15 protein-coding genes are annotated in these 14,379 nt (G+C 63.1%); 3 read left to right on the top strand and 12 right to left on the bottom strand.

All coding sequences use genetic code 11. The features are described from left to right. Positions 1-81: 81 nt before the first annotated feature. The 4 genes from pth to ACVILI_RS29050 all read right to left on the bottom strand — a co-directional run bounded on the left by pth (position 82) and on the right by ACVILI_RS29050 (position 3,418). The gene (gene pth, locus ACVILI_RS29065) at positions 82-804 is read right to left on the bottom strand and encodes an aminoacyl-tRNA hydrolase (RefSeq protein WP_038649090.1); all 723 of its coding nucleotides are present in this window, start codon (positions 802-804) and stop codon (positions 82-84) included. A 22-nt stretch (positions 805-826) separates the two neighbouring features. Further along, positions 827-1,468 carry a 50S ribosomal protein L25/general stress protein Ctc gene (locus ACVILI_RS29060; protein ID WP_019860662.1) on the bottom strand — a complete coding sequence of 214 codons (642 nt, stop codon included), beginning with the start codon at positions 1,466-1,468 and terminating at the stop codon, positions 827-829. 321 nt (positions 1,469-1,789) lie between these two features. Next, positions 1,790-2,701 carry a hypothetical protein gene (locus tag ACVILI_RS29055; protein ID WP_038649087.1) on the bottom strand — a complete coding sequence of 304 codons (912 nt, stop codon included), beginning with the start codon at positions 2,699-2,701 and terminating at the stop codon, positions 1,790-1,792. Between the two features lie 288 nt (positions 2,702-2,989). Continuing rightward, positions 2,990-3,418 (bottom strand): MarR family winged helix-turn-helix transcriptional regulator, encoded by a 429-nt coding sequence (locus tag ACVILI_RS29050; RefSeq protein WP_038649084.1) that lies wholly within the window; start codon positions 3,416-3,418, stop codon positions 2,990-2,992. 149 nt (positions 3,419-3,567) lie between these two features. Here ACVILI_RS29050 and ACVILI_RS29045 point away from each other — a divergent pair, with 149 nt between their 5' ends. Both ACVILI_RS29045 and ACVILI_RS29040 read left to right on the top strand, forming a co-directional pair. Further along, entirely contained in the window at positions 3,568-4,425 is an 858-nt protein-coding gene (locus tag ACVILI_RS29045) for an alpha/beta fold hydrolase (protein ID WP_069092984.1), read from the top strand. Between the two features lie 239 nt (positions 4,426-4,664). Continuing rightward, positions 4,665-5,042 (top strand): nuclear transport factor 2 family protein, encoded by a 378-nt coding sequence (locus ACVILI_RS29040; RefSeq protein WP_019860654.1) that lies wholly within the window; start codon positions 4,665-4,667, stop codon positions 5,040-5,042. A 133-nt stretch (positions 5,043-5,175) separates the two neighbouring features. On the opposite strand, the gene ACVILI_RS29035 is transcribed toward ACVILI_RS29040, so the two are convergent. Further along, positions 5,176-6,405, bottom strand: a complete 1,230-nt coding sequence (locus ACVILI_RS29035; RefSeq protein ID WP_027047298.1) for an MFS transporter — start codon at positions 6,403-6,405, stop codon at positions 5,176-5,178. A gap of 151 nt (positions 6,406-6,556) precedes the next feature. Here ACVILI_RS29035 and ACVILI_RS29030 point away from each other — a divergent pair, with 151 nt between their 5' ends. Beyond that, a complete protein-coding gene (locus ACVILI_RS29030) occupies positions 6,557-7,435 on the top strand; it encodes an AraC family transcriptional regulator (RefSeq protein WP_019860652.1) in 879 nt (292 codons plus the stop codon). A 25-nt stretch (positions 7,436-7,460) separates the two neighbouring features. Here the strand turns inward: ACVILI_RS29030 and ACVILI_RS29025 are convergent, their stop codons facing one another. The 7 genes from ACVILI_RS29025 to lgt form a co-directional block, all read right to left on the bottom strand. Continuing rightward, entirely contained in the window at positions 7,461-8,438 is a 978-nt protein-coding gene (locus ACVILI_RS29025; RefSeq protein WP_038649081.1) for a Bug family tripartite tricarboxylate transporter substrate binding protein, read from the bottom strand. A gap of 143 nt (positions 8,439-8,581) precedes the next feature. Further along, on the bottom strand, positions 8,582-9,517 hold the full coding sequence (locus ACVILI_RS29020) for a ribose-phosphate pyrophosphokinase (RefSeq protein WP_019860650.1): 936 nt from the start codon (positions 9,515-9,517) through the stop codon (positions 8,582-8,584). Positions 9,518-9,685: 168 nt separating this feature from the next. After that, positions 9,686-10,300, bottom strand: coding sequence for a hypothetical protein (locus tag ACVILI_RS29015; RefSeq protein WP_019860649.1), 615 nt, complete (start codon positions 10,298-10,300; stop codon positions 9,686-9,688). A 43-nt stretch (positions 10,301-10,343) separates the two neighbouring features. Continuing rightward, positions 10,344-11,495, bottom strand: coding sequence for a M24 family metallopeptidase (locus ACVILI_RS29010; protein ID WP_019860648.1), 1,152 nt, complete (start codon positions 11,493-11,495; stop codon positions 10,344-10,346). After that, positions 11,495-12,289: a peptidoglycan editing factor PgeF gene (gene pgeF, locus ACVILI_RS29005; protein WP_038649079.1), complete on the bottom strand. Its 795-nt coding sequence runs from the start codon at positions 12,287-12,289 to the stop codon at positions 11,495-11,497. Before pgeF ends, ACVILI_RS29010 begins: the two co-directional genes overlap by 1 nt. 116 nt (positions 12,290-12,405) lie before the next feature. After that, positions 12,406-13,494 carry a class I SAM-dependent methyltransferase gene (locus tag ACVILI_RS29000; protein WP_027047296.1) on the bottom strand — a complete coding sequence of 363 codons (1,089 nt, stop codon included), beginning with the start codon at positions 13,492-13,494 and terminating at the stop codon, positions 12,406-12,408. Further along, positions 13,491-14,351, bottom strand: a complete 861-nt coding sequence (gene lgt, locus ACVILI_RS28995) for a prolipoprotein diacylglyceryl transferase (RefSeq protein ID WP_019860644.1) — start codon at positions 14,349-14,351, stop codon at positions 13,491-13,493. The genes ACVILI_RS29000 and lgt overlap by 4 nt, the downstream gene beginning before the upstream one ends. Positions 14,352-14,379 lie beyond the last annotated feature (28 nt).

The raw sequence follows: 14,379 nt of genomic DNA, 5'->3' as shown, positions 1-14,379 counted from the left end.
TCGGAAAAGCGAAATTTGATGAGGGCTATGGGCGATAGGGGTGATCAACGTCAAGCCCCGTAAGGCCGCATGCGTGCCCGCTCAGTCCTTGTTGCCGAAGAGTTTCTTCAGCATGGCAGCCATCGGGCCGGTCTCCGGCAGTTTGGCGGGTGCTTGTTGCGACCGCGCCTGGCGGATGTGGCTTTGTTGTTTAGGCTGCTGCTTCTGCGCCGGCTTTTCCAGCTCGGCTATCGCCTTGCCCTGGACGGCAAGGGCGGCCTTGTTCATGAAGCCGGATTCGTCGCCCTTGACGATCATGGCGGCGTTGTCGGCGATCGCGTCGAGCAGGGGATCGAGCCATTCGCGGTCGGCCTTGGCGAAATCGCCGAGCACATGGTGCTGGACCATTTCCTTGACGCCGGGATGGCCGACACCGATGCGCACGCGACGGTAGGCGTTGCCGACATGGCCGTCGATCGAGCGGATGCCGTTGTGGCCGCCGGCGCCGCCGCCGGTCTTGATGCGCAGCTTGCCTTCGGCAAGGTCGATCTCGTCATAGAAGACGGTGAGCGCGGAAAGCTCGAGCTTGTAGAAGCGCAGCGCCTCGCCGACCGACTGGCCGGACAGGTTCATGAAGGTCTGCGGCTTGATCAGGATGATCTTTTCGCCGGCAATCGTGCCCTCGGCGATCAGGCCCTGGAATTTCTTCGACCAGGGCGAAAAGGAATGGCGGCGGGCAATTGCGTCCGCCGCCATGAAGCCGACATTGTGCCGGTTATCTGCGTATTTCGCGCCCGGATTGCCGAGACCTGCAAATAGCAGCATCGTCTGCTCCGGGCGGAAAGAGTTACTTCTCTTCGGCGGCAGGAGCTGCTTCAGGTGCAGCCACTTCAGCCGTCTCTTCCGTCTCCGGCTTCATCGCCGACGAACCGGCAATGGTCGCGATGGTGAAGTCGCGGTCGGAGATGACCGGCTTGACACCGGCCGGCAGCTTGACCGCCGAGATGTGGATCGAGTCGCCGATGTTGGTGCCGGTGAGATCGATGGTGATGAATTCCGGGATCGCGTTGGCCGGGCAGTGGAACTCGACTTCGTGACGCACGATGTTGAGCACGCCGCCGCGCTTGATGCCGGGCGACTTGTCCTCATTGATGAAGTGGACAGGCACGTCGACATTGACCTCGGTGTCCTTGCCGATGCGCAGGAAGTCGACATGGACAGGGAAATCCTTGACCGGGTCGAGCTGGAAGTCCTTGGGCAGGACCTGGATCTTCTTGCCGTCGACATCGATCGTGGCGATCGTGGTCAGGAACCCGCCGCCATGGATCTTGTAGTAGATGTCCTTGTAGGTGAGAGCGATCGCCAGGGGAGGCTGCTTGTCACCGTAGATTACTGCAGGCACTTTACCGTTGCGGCGAACTGCACGGGCGGACCCCTTACCGACCTGTTCGCGCGCTTCGGCCTTGAGCTCGTAAGTATCGTGGCTCATGGCTTTTCCTTTCGCGTGTTATGGAGCGTTTGCGGGAAGGCAATTTGCCCAAGCCGTAAACGTCGAAAGCCGCCAGACCTCGATGTCCGAATGCGGGCACCCGTTTTGAGACGGAGCTTTGTTCGGGATCACAAGGGAAGGCAGCCTTCCGCCGCGTTGCCTCCAAGGGTGTCTACGCGGGTGGCGGCTCTATAGCGGAAGGTGGCGAGAGGCGCAAGCGGTTGGGCTGGAAGGCATGAAGAGCCGTTCGAGGGTCGATCTTCGTCTGACAGTCCGCCAGCGCTTGCCATGCCTGCGGCGGACAACCAGCGATGGCAGTCATCATTGCCGCGGCATATGTTTAGACAACCAGCGGCGAAGCTTTTGGATCAAAGTGCGTCTGACTCGCGCTCGGGAGCTGATCTGCACGCGCCAGTCCGGAATAACATTCTCGGATTCCGTGCTCCCCGCCCGGACCTTCTGCGCCAGCCATGTCATGTCGACGAGCGCGTATCCATTGGCTAGCAACCGGTTGGTGAGCATCAGCTCATTGAGAATAGCCCGAGCCTTGCTTTCGAAAAACGGTAGCGTTTCAAGTGTAAGATCGAACCTTGAATGCCAGATTACTCCCTCGCCAGCTCCGTCGCCGGTGAGCCAATGCAGCAAAGACTGCTGATATGCTCGCGAGATCGGTGCGTCATCACGGAAGGGCTGTCGAGGGTTGCCGGTGAAGATCGGCGCGTCCCTGCCGACGCTTACCAGGGATCCCAGGCTGCTGAGTTGCCGCGGGTTCATCAAGATGAACGAACTGCGGAGCCATGCCTGCGAGCGGATTCCGAAAATCGAGAAGGCCTCGCGGCGAGAATCAATGCAACCCAGCGCTCCCTGCAAACCAAGCAACGACCGCAACGAGCCACCATCAATCAATTTGAGATGGTCAGGTGCGGATGCCGCGAAAGCCGAAGTGGCCAAGTGGACCAGATCATACTGATGAAGTTTGGCGCCGGTATGATTGATGCCGCAGTCCCATGCGGAGAATTCCCAATCTTCATTCGACCCGCCGATCAGTTCGACCCCGCGGTCCAAATCAGAGCCATGACCGACTGGCAGCGAATTGTCGATCACGAGCATGCGATGCTCAACGTCCGGCATCTGGCGGGCGAACATAGCTCGCAAGTCCTGCCATGCGGTCGGATATTTTTCGGTGCCGTGACGCACCAGAAGGGTCAAAACACGAAGCGGCTGGGCGTGCATGGCGAATCCAGAAAAAGCGCAGAGAACGCAAGCAAGTCTTGGGAATTTCTCCGCTGCCGCAGGTCATGACGAAGCCACTTATCCTGGGGCTGATGACACCCATTCATCTCATCTTCGCCGCGGCATTCCCTATAGCAGAATCGAGAGCCTATGGGTCAATTCCCCGCGACTCGGCATGCTCGAATTTCGTTTCATGCCAGCCTGGGCACGAGAAGCGAACTAGGGAGCATTTCGATGCCGTGCGAGCGCGGTCAAGCCGCGCCGAGGCAGTCAAGAGTCAGCCGGTGGCTACCGATCGCCGCTCAACGTATCGCGCAGCGCCTGGATTTGCCGGTTCAGCGTATCGAGCTCAGCCAGCGTCATGCCCGAGCGCTCGATCAAGGTCTCGTTGAGGCAGTTGCACTGGACGAGCAGCGCGCGCCCGGCCGATGTCAGGTCGACCTGGACCTGGCGCTCGTCCGCCTGGCTGCGCTGGCGGGTGACCAACCCGGCCTGTTCCATGCGCTTCACCAGCGGGGTGACGGTGCTCGATTCCAAAGCGAGCCGATGGGCGATCCCGCCGACCGACATGCCATCGGCCTCGCCCAGCGCGTTGAGCACGAGATATTGCGGATAGGTGATCCCCATCTCGTCCAGCATCGGCTTGTAAGTGCGGTTGATCGCCATCGAGGTGGCGTAGAGCGTGAAGCAGAGCTGATTGTCCAACGGGAGGGGCACGACGCATTCCTTTGCCGATTAATCACGAAATATGTACCACGAAAAATAATATCGCGATACATATTTTTGTGGACATGGCTTCCGCGCTGCGCTAGCCATATAGATATCGCGATATTGTTTATCGCGAAAAACAATAAAAGGAGATTGAGATGGCTTCGCAGGCAAAATCCGGTTCCGGCAGCGGCACGATCACCACCAAGGACGGCACGCAGATTTTCTACAAGGACTGGGGAACCGGTCAGCCCATCGTCTTCCATCATGGCTGGCCGTTGAGCAGCGACGACTGGGACGCACAGATGCTGTTCTTCCTGGCACAAGGCTACCGCGTCATCGCCCATGACCGGCGCGGCCACGGCCGCTCGACGCAGACGGATATCGGCAACGAGATGGATACCTACGCCGCCGATGTCGCTGAACTTGCCGCGCATCTCGACCTCAAGAACGCTATCCATGTCGGCCATTCGACCGGCGGCGGCGAGGTGGCGCGCTATGTCGCGAAGTACGGCTCGGGCGGCCGCGTCGCCAAGGCGGTGCTGATCGGCGCGGTGCCGCCAATCATGCTCAAGACGGCTGCCAATCCCGGCGGCCTGCCGATCGAGGTCTTCGACGGTTTCCGCGCTGCCCAGGCTGCCAACCGCGCCCAGTTCTTCCGCGACGTTCCTGCCGGTCCGTTCTATGGCTTCAACCGTCCGGGCGCCGAGGTTTCGCAAGGCGTCGTCGACAATTGGTGGCGCCAGGGCATGATGGGCGGCACCAAGGCGCATTACGATTGCATCAAGGCTTTCTCGGAAACCGACTTCACCGAGGATCTGAAGGCGATCGACGTGCCGGTGCTGGTCATGCATGGCGACGACGACCAGATCGTCCCGATCGCCGACTCGGCGCTGCTGTCGATCAAGCTGCTCAAGAAGGGCGAGCTCAAGGTCTACAAGGGTTTCCCGCACGGCATGGCGACAACCCATGCCGACGTCATCAACGCCGACCTTTTGGCCTTCTTCAAGGCATAGGTCGCACCCGGCACAAAAGCGGCACCCGCCATTGCGGCGGGTGCTTCGGTCGGCTTCAGACGATGCTCATCGGACGCGCCTGGCAGCGCTGTCGGCCTGTCGCGGTCGCACTTCAGCCGGGCGTTGCATTGCGCGCGGCCGTGAACGATAGTTTCTTGACCGGACAGGCGTGAGACATCGGATCGAGCGTTTTTGCGCCCCTCCGCCTCCTCCGGCATTCGTGATCCGGAGGGTGGAAAATGAACGCGGAATCGATCGACTACAACGGCCTGATGCAGGCTAACCTTGCGCGAGTATTCGGCGAACGCGATGCCGACCGGCGCCTTGTGGCGATCCGCGAACTTTACGCCGGCGATGCCGTGCTTTACGAGCCGGATGCTTCGGCAACGGGCCATGCCGCCATCAATCATGCGGTGAGTAAGCTGCTGTCGAGCCTACCGCCGACGTTCGCCTTCACGGCGACGGGCCCTGCCGTCGGCCATCACGGCGTCGGGCGGCTGCAATGGCAGTCCGGGCCGCTCAACGGCCCTGTCGCCGTCACCGGGATCGATGTCGCGCATTTGCACGGCAACCTCATCCACTCTCTTTTTGTTTTTCTCGATCCCGCCGGCACCTGATACGCCCGTTCGCTGAACGAGTTGCCATGCCCGAAACCGGCCTTGAAGCCTTGCTTCGCCGCGTGAGAAGGAGGGCAACGCGGCGTATGATCTTATCGACGCCCACGCTGCCTCCGTCTTTAGCAACGACTGTCTAGGCTTTTCTTGCTTCCTTCATATTGGGCAGGAACACCGTCAGCAGGCCCAGGAACGGCAGATACGAGCAGATCTGGAAGACGAAATCGATGCCCTTCATGTCGGCGACGACGCCGAGCACGGCGGCGGCAATGCCGCCCATGCCGAAGGCGAAGCCGAAGAAGATGCCGGCGATCATGCCGACGCGGCCCGGCACCAGTTCCTGGGCAAAGACGACGATGTTGGAGAAGGCCGACGAGAGGATGAGGCCGATCAGAACGGTCAGCACCATCGTCCATTCCAGATTGGCGTAGGGGAGCGCCAGCGTGAAGGGCAGCACGCCGACGATCGAGAACCAGATCATCGCCTTCTGTCCGTAGCGATCGCCGAACGGGCCGCCGAGCAGGATGCCCAGCGCCGAGGCGCCGAGGAACAGGAACAGCATCACCTGGCTCATCTGCACCGACACTCCGAACTTATGGATGGAGTAGAAGGTGTAGTAGCTGGCAAGGCTGGCGATGTAGGCGTTCTTGCTCAGCACCAGCAGCGTCAGCACGACCAGTGCGCTCATAACCTTGCGGCGCGGGAAGGGCGAGACGAAGCTTGCCGCCTTGCGGGTGCCTTGCGCGGCGCGCAAGCGGCTGTACCAGCCGCCGACCTGCCACAAAACGACGATGCCGATCAGCGAGCCGACGGCGAACCAGGAGATGCTGGTCTGGCCGAACGGCACGACGATGAAGGCCGCCAGCAGCGGCCCCATCGACTGGCCGAAATTGCCGCCGACCTGGAATAGCGACTGCGCCAGGCCAAACCGGCCGCCCGAGGCGAAACGCGCGATGCGCGAGGATTCGGGATGGAAGATCGCCGAGCCGATGCCGATCAGCGAGGCGCCGATCAAGAGCAGATAATAGTGCCCGGCATAGGCCAGCACGACCAGGCCGATCAGCGACGAGGCCATGCCGTAGGGCAGGGAATAGGGCATCGGCCGCTTGTCGGTGATCATGCCGATCACCGGCTGCAGCAAGGACGCCGTCACCTGGAAGGTGAAGGTCAGCAGGCCGATCTGCCAGAAATCGAGGCCGTAATTCTGTTTCAGAAGCGGATAAATGGCCGATAGCAGCGACTGCATGATGTCGTTGATGCAATGGCAGAAGCTCACCGCCAGGATGACGGTGAAGGCCGTCGCCTGGGCTGAGGCGTGACTGGCGGTCGCTGGTGACGCGACGCTGGCGGCTGTCGTATCGGTCAAGGCAGGCTCCGTGGTCTTTTTGGCGGGCACGCCCGCAGGCAATCTGGCGGACGCTCCCGCGGCCGCCTTAGGGACGGTTGCCTTATAGGCCGCTTGCCGCGCGACTTCTTTCGTGGTTTGGTCCAATAGTTTCGCAAGTGGGCCATACAAGATGCCGCATGGCAGGGAAATCTTCCGCGCCGGCAATGCCGATCTCGGCCAATTGCACCAGAGCCGCTGGCAATGGCTGGAGGAAGTCGCCGGGCCGGCGGTGGCGTTGCCGACCGAATATCCCGACGGCTATCACGTGCCGCAACACCGCCACAGGCGCAGCCAGTTGCTGCACGCGCTGGTCGGCGTCGTGCTGGTGACGACGCGGCATGGGCGCTGGATGGTACCGCCAGACCATGCGATGTGGATTCCGGCCGGCATCGAGCATTCCGTCGAGATGCTGGGCGATGTCTCGATGCGCTCGGTCTATGTCATGCCGGGCGCGATCCCGGGGCTGCCGGAAGGCTTGCGCGTCGTCGGCGTCACCGCGTTGATGCACAGCCTGATCGTGGAATCAGAGAAGCTGCCGCAAGGCGGCGAACTGGAAGGACGCGGCGGGTTGATCATGAAGCTGTTGCTGCATGAGATCCCGACCTTGCCGGAACGGCCGCTCGGTCTGCCATTCCCGTCCGATGCAAGGCTGGCGGCGCTGTGCCGCCGCTTCGTCGCCGCACCTTCACCGCATGCGACGATCGACGAATGGGCCGATGCCGCCGGCATGAGCCGGCGCTCCTTCACGCGCGCCTTCCAGCGCCAGACCGGCCTGTCGCTGTCGACATGGCGCCAGCAGGCCTGCCTGTTCGCGGCGCTGCCGCGGCTCGCCGATGGCGAGCCGATCACCCGGGTGGCGCTCGATCTGGGCTATGACAGCGTGCCGGCCTTCATCACCATGTTCAAGCGCATGCTGGGCTCGTCGCCGCGCGGCTATATGCGCGGCGCGCGAGACAATGGCGAAGGCATAAGGCGAGCCCCGCCTCGCCTTGAGGCTCCTGCGCCATAATAAGCGGCGCCGAGCGCACTGACGCCTAGTCCATCTGAACGCCGCTCGCCTTGACGATCGGCTCCCACTTGGCGAGTTCAGCCTTCACATGCGTTGCCAGCTCTTCCGGGGTGGAGGCCACGATCGTGGCGCTGAATTGGCCCATGCGCGCAATCACATCGGGATCCTGCAGCGCCTTGGCTGCTGCCTTGTGAAGAGCCTCGATCACGTTCGCCGGGGTGCCGGCGGGCGCGAACAGGGCGTTCCAGCTGTAGGTTTCATAGCCAGGAATGGTTTCGGCGATTGCCGGCACGTCAGGGAAGGAGGGAACGCGCTCCTTGGTGGTAACGCCCAGGGCCCTCAGCGTCCCGCCCTTGATATGCCCCGATGAAGACGGCAGGTTGTCGAACATCATCGGCACCTGATTGGCGATGACGTCGTTCAGGGCCGGCCCGGCGCCCTTATAGGGTATGTGCTGCATGCTCACGCCGGCCATCGTCTTGAAAAGCTCGCCCGAGAGATGCAGCGGGGTGCCGTTGCCCGATGAAGCGTAGGCGTATTTGTCCGGGTCCTTCTTCAATAGGTCGATCAGTTCCTTGACGTCCTTGGCTGGAAATTGAGGGTTCACGACCAGGATGTTCGGTACCAGCACAAGCAGCGATATCGGAGCAAAATCCTTCTCCGCATCGTAGGGCTTGGTCTTGAGGATGAGCGGGTTGAGTGCGTGTGTCGCAACCGTGCCCATCAGAATCGTGTAGCCGTCCGGATCCGCCCGGGCGACTTGGGCCGCGCCGATGCTGCCGCCGGCGCCGCCGACATTTTCAACGACAATCTGCTGGCCGAGGTTTTCGGACATCTTGTTGGCGACGAGGCGCGCGACCAGATCCGTGGAGCCGCCCGCGGAAAAGGGAACAACCATCGTGATGGTCCGGTCCGGGAAATCGGCGGCCCAAGCCGTCGGCGCCGAAAAGAGAGCCGCGACGGAAACGGCAAGCCCGAGCAAAGTCCTTCGCCGGATTGGCATAATGCTACTCCTCCATTGTCTACGGGGGCAGTATGCCACGGCGGGCGCGCCAGGAGAAATGTCTGCTCGCGAGGGGCGCAGACAAGGAGACGACGGTAGGGGCGTACGCTCCGCCCGGCCGACGTTTCGTCGATCGCGGGGGGTTAGTCGAACAGGCTCGACACCGATTCCTCGGTCGCTGTGCGCGAAATCGCTTCGCCCATCAGGTCGGCGATCGAGATGACGCGGATGTTGGGGGCGTCGAGCACGCCTTGCGTCGGCTGGATGGAATCGGTGATCACCAGTTCCTGCAGCTTCGAGCCGCTGATGCGCGCGACTGCGCCGCCCGACAGCACGCCATGGGTGATATAGGCGGTGACGCTGGTGGCGCCGTTGGCCAAGAGTGCATCGGCGGCATTGCACAGCGTGCCGCCGGAATCGACGATGTCGTCGATCAGCAGGCAATCCTTGCCGGCGACCGCGCCGATGATGTTCATGACTTCCGATTCGCCCGGGCGCTCACGGCGCTTGTCGACGATGGCGAGCTGCGCGTCGAAGCGCTTGGCCAGCGCACGTGCCCGCACCACGCCGCCAATGTCGGGCGACACCACCACGACATTGCCGAGCTGCTTGTATTTCGCCTTCACGTCGCGCGCCATCACCGGCACCGAGAACAGATTGTCGGTCGGGATGTCGAAGAAGCCCTGGATCTGGCCGGCATGCAGGTCGAGCGTCAAAACGCGGTCGACGCCGGCGCGGGTGATCATGTTGGCAACCAGCTTGGCCGAGATCGGTGTGCGGCCCGACGCCCGGCGGTCCTGCCTGGCATAGCCGAAATAGGGAATCACCGCCGTGATGCGCTTGGCCGAGGAGCGCATGAAGGCGTCGATCATGATGAGCAGTTCCATCAAATGATCGTTGGTCGGGAAGGAGGTCGACTGCAGGATGAAAACATCCTCGCCGCGCACGTTTTCCTGGATTTCGACGAAGATTTCCTGGTCGGCGAAGCGCCTGACACTGGCCTTCCCCAGCGGGATGTTGAGATAGCGGGCGACCGCTTCGGCCAGCACCCTGTTGGAATTGCCCGCGAAGAGTTTCATGCACCGTTCCTGGTGGAGGATGGGAAGGCCTGACAGACTCTCCCGGACCTTTTAATCGGGCTTTTAGCGGCCCGCGCTGGTATTGCAAGCGCCGAGATCGGGAATCCGCCGGCTAAGCTGAAGAAAGGTTCGGGCCATCGCCGAGAGGCAACACTCAAGCATGCCTTGCTAGCCAGCCTTGCCACCCAGGAATGCCGCGAACTGGTCGATGGTCTGGTCGGCGATCGCCTGCATGGTGGCCGGAGAGACGCCCTTCCAACTGTCGGCGCCCGTGCCGGAGCTGACCGAAGGCGCCTTCATCTGGCCGTTGATGCGGTGCAAGCGGTTGCCCGAGGGGTCGTAGACGTCCCAGACATAGATGACGGTGGTGTCCTTGCCCTCCGAAATCGCCGAGAAATAGCCTTTCAGCACATGGGTCGCGGTCTGGTCGGCGCTGCCGGCGAGCGTAATTCCACGCTGCCTGGCGCGCGTCTGCAGTTCCGCCGTCAGCGGGGTCGCGGCCTCGACCGAAGCACCGACGATCGGCGCGATCTGCAGCCGTGTCTTCGACAGGATGGCAGCACTTTGCGCCGAGGTGAGCGGCGTGGTGGTGGTTGCAGCAGGCGCGGTGGGTGACGCAACTGCAACGGTGGCCGTCGTGCTGCCCTGGGCTCCCGGCGCAACCGGCCCCGAAGTCGCCGGCGGGGTGATGGCGGAAGGTTCGAGAACGTCCTTTGCGTTGGTGCAGGCAGCCAGAGCCAATGCCACAAGCAATGACACGGTCGTCACATGCGATCGTCTCATTTGCCTTCTAACTCCTTGGCGAAGAACGCCTCCCATTATGGATTCACTGTACGATCAAGTCGAGATCATGGCGGGAAAGCGGCTTCGGCTGGGATTCGGTGGTCAGGTAGGTGCGGCCAAGCGTCATCGCCGTCTCGGTCTCGGAATCCATGATGATCATGTGGGCGAACAGCGTCATGTGCGGCGCGATCGGCTCGGGATTGCCCTGGTAGAACATCGGCATGTCCATCCAGGACGGCGTGAAGCGGGCGCCGACGGAGTAGCCGCAGGCGTTCAGCCGGTGCTTGGTCAGGCCGTGCGCCTCCATGGTGCGGGCGTGGGCGTCGAAGACGTCGCCGAACGTATTGCCCGGCGTCATCGCCTTTTCCACCGCGAGAAGGGCGGCACGCGCGGCGTCGAACAGCTCCTGATGGCGCTTCGACACCTTGCCGGTCAGCACCGTGCGCATCATCGGCGCATGGTAGTGATGGAAGACACCGGCCCATTCTAGCGTCAGCTGGTCGTTCTTGGTGAGCTTGCGGCGGCCGGCCTTGTAGCGGCACAGCAGCGCATCGACGCCCGAACCGATGATGAACTCATTGGCGGGATAGTCGCCGCCGCCGGCAAAGATCGCGCCCTGCATGGCGGCCAGGATCAGCGCCTCGTCGCCGCCCTGCTTGATCAGCGGCAGTGCCGCGTCCAGCGCGTCGTCGGAGAGATTGGCGGCCTTCTCGGCCTTGGCGATCTCGGCCGGGCTCTTGAACAGTCGCAGCCGGCCGACAATGCCGGATGCGTCGGCGATCTGGCCGAAGGTCTGCAACTGCTCGTCCAGCCGGCGGCCATTGTAGGCGGTCAGGCCATGGGTGTCGTATTCGACCCCAATACGGGCGCCAAGCAGGTCGAGGTCGTTGAGCAGGTTGCGCAGGTCGACCGCCGGGTTGGCGCCGTTGCGGTCGGTCCACAGCACGATGTTGTCGATGATCGAGGTGTGGCGCGCCTGGCGCAGGTCGGCCGAGCGGGTCAAGAGCACCATCGAGCCGTCGGCCTTCACCACCAGGCACTGGAAGAAGCAGAAGCCGAACGTGTCGTAGCCGGTCAGCCAGTACATGCTTTCCTGCGCGAACAGCAGGATGGCGTCGAGCTTCTTCTCGGCCATCTCGATCATCAGCCGGTCGCGCCGCGCGTCAAATTCCGATCGTTCAAAATGCAGCGCCATTATTCACTCTCCAAAACGATGGCCGAAACCTGCCGGCCGTAATCGGGTTCCTTGCGGTGCGTGGTGCGCCGGTAGGAGTAAAACAGATCTTCCTCGGCATAGGTGCAGCGGCCGAGGCCTTCAGCGGTCACGCCGGCCCTGATGAGCCGGTCGACCGTGTAGCTGACGAGGTCGAACATGGCATGGCCTGATGTGGCGGAGGGCGCGAAATAGCCAATGTTTTCCGCGTCGGCCTCGACGAAGCGGGCGACGAATTCCGGCCCGACTTCGTAATTGGCGGGGCCGATCGAGGGGCCGAGCACGGCGACGATGTTTTCGCGCCGGGCGCCCAGGCTTTCCATGGCGGCAATGGTGTTTTCCAGCACGCCCGTAAAAGCGCCTTTCCAGCCGGCATGCGCCGCGCCGATGATGCGTGCGCCGGAATCGGCAAACAGCACCGGGCCACAGTCGGCGGTCGAGGCGCCGATGGCGATGCCCGGGCGGTCGGTGACGATGGCATCGGCCTTGGGCCGTTCGCCGGCAAAGGGTTCCCTGGCGATAATGACGTCGGGCGAATGGACCTGCCAGGCGGTCAGCAGATGGCTTGCCGGCACGCCCATCCAGGCGGCGACACGGGCGCGATTCTCGGCCACCAGCGCCTTGTCGTCATCCGACCCGGTGCCGATGTTGAGCCCCTGGTAGATGCCGGTCGAGACCCCACCCGTGCGGGTGAAATAGCCATGGCGGATGCCTTGTGCCTGCGCCTTGTCCAGCAGCGGTGACCGAACGGGATCCGGTTTGGTCTGATTCAGCATGCGGGCGTTGTTGTCCGTGTGGGCGGTTTCGTCAAGAAAAAGTCGGGAAGCGAGACGGCCGGCGGTTCGGCCGCTCTTTTACCGGACGCGAGATTGGGAGGGGTAGCGGTGAAAAGTCAATCCGCCGTCGAAAAGGGCCGGATCGGCACTCCGCGCGGCAGGACGGCAAGCACCTTGAACAGTTCGCCCATGGCCTGTGGCCCGGCGAGACGCTCGACATCGCCTGATATCTTGTCGCGGGCCGCCTGGTCGCCATCGGCGCCAAGCCGGCCGGCGCGCTCGAGAATGCCCATGCCGAGCAGGAAATCGCCTTGCGTCGACAGATGGGCGTCGAGACCATATGCGCGCACGGTGGCGGCAAGGGCGGCGAAATCGACATGCGAGGTGAGATCGGCCTCGCCGGGGTTGGCCAGCACATCTTCGTGATTGTGCTGGCGCAGAGCCTGCAGCGTGTCGCCGACCCCCGGCTGCAGATGGCCATAGTCGAGAAACAGGCCGGCGCCGCCGTTTGGGGCCATGCGGCCGGCAATGGCGGCCATCAGCGCGGTGCGAGCCGGTGCCACTTCGACGATCGCGCCCTGCGGCGCTTCAGCGGCGTCGGGGGGCAGCAGCGTCGGGTCGACCGAGCCGGCGCCGGCGAAGAAACAGAGCGTGTCCTCGTCGTCGAGGCCGACCATGCGCTCGCGCCAGCCCGTGCCGGCGCGGACGAACTGGCGGACCGGCACGGCGTCGAACAATTCATTGCCGACGATGAGCAGCGGCTGATCGGGCAGCGTGTCGATGGTCTCGTGCCAACGAACCGCGAAAGGTGTCACGTCGAGCGTCTGCTTCTGGATTTCAGTCAGGCGCGGGCTGGTCTCGATCATGGCGAAGGCGGCGCCATTGGCCAGATCAGGATCGAGCCGCGACAGGGTGCGCAGCATGTCCTTCATCAGCGTGCCGCGACCGGGGCCGATCTCGGCGATGGTCACTGGCATCGGCCGGCCAATCGCTGTCCAAGCTTGATAAAGCCAGACCGCGACGAGTTCGCCGAACATCTGGCTGATCTCCGGCGCGGTGACGAAGTCGCCAGCGGCGCCGAAGGGCTCGCGTGTCGTGTAGTAGCCGTCCGCGGGGTCGAACAGGCACATGGCCATGTATTCGTTGACGGGAAGGGGGCCGAGCGCCTCGATCAGGTCAACGATGCGGGTCTTCAGCCGCGTCATGTCGCCTGCGGCTGTGCTTGCTTCACCGGCTTGGCTGTGGCCATCGCCCAGATGCCGGCCAACACCATCGGCGTCGACAAGATCATGCCCATTGTCAGCCAGTTGGTGCCGAGGAGGTAGCCGAGCTGCTGGTCGGGTTCGCGGAAGAACTCGACGAAGATGCGCGACAGGCCATAGCCGCAGATGAAGGCGCCGCCGACGAAGCGCGGCGTCTTCAGCTTGAGGCGCGAATGGGTGAGGATGCGCAGGACCAGGAACAGAACCAGGCCCTCGAGCAGGGCCTCGTAGAGCTGGCTCGGATGGCGGGTGAACGGCCCGCCATTGGGGAATTCTATTGCCCAGGGCACATCCGTCGGCCGGCCCCAGAGCTCGGAATTGATGAAGTTGGCGACGCGCACCAGACCGAGCCCAACCGGCACGCCGGCGGCCACGACATCGAACAGCGACCAAGTGCGGATGCCGCGCTTGATGGAAAACAGCGTCATGGCGAGGATGACGCCAAGCAGGCCGCCATGGAACGACATGCCGCCTTGCCAGACGGCGAAGATGTCGAGCGGGTGCGCGATATAGCGCGCCAGGTCGTAAAACAGCACATAGCCGGTGCGACCGCCGAGGACGACTCCGATGGCCGCCCAGACGATGAAATCGTCGAGATCCTCCGGCTTCATAGGCAGGATACCGTCGGGCCAAAGCTTCGGATTGGCGGCGAGCCGCTTGGCATACCACCAGGCAAAGAGGATGCCGACGATGTAGCCGACGCCGTACCAGTGCACCGCCAGCGGCCCGATCTGGATGAGGATCGGGTTGATGTTTGGGAAGGGCAACGAGGCCAGCGGCAGCAGGAAATATTCGTTCAACGGGGAGCTCTCGGTTGCGGTCGCATTC

This window comes from Mesorhizobium sp. USDA 4775 (assembly GCF_054062655.1).
This window is presented reverse-complemented; position numbering and strand designations above follow the sequence as displayed.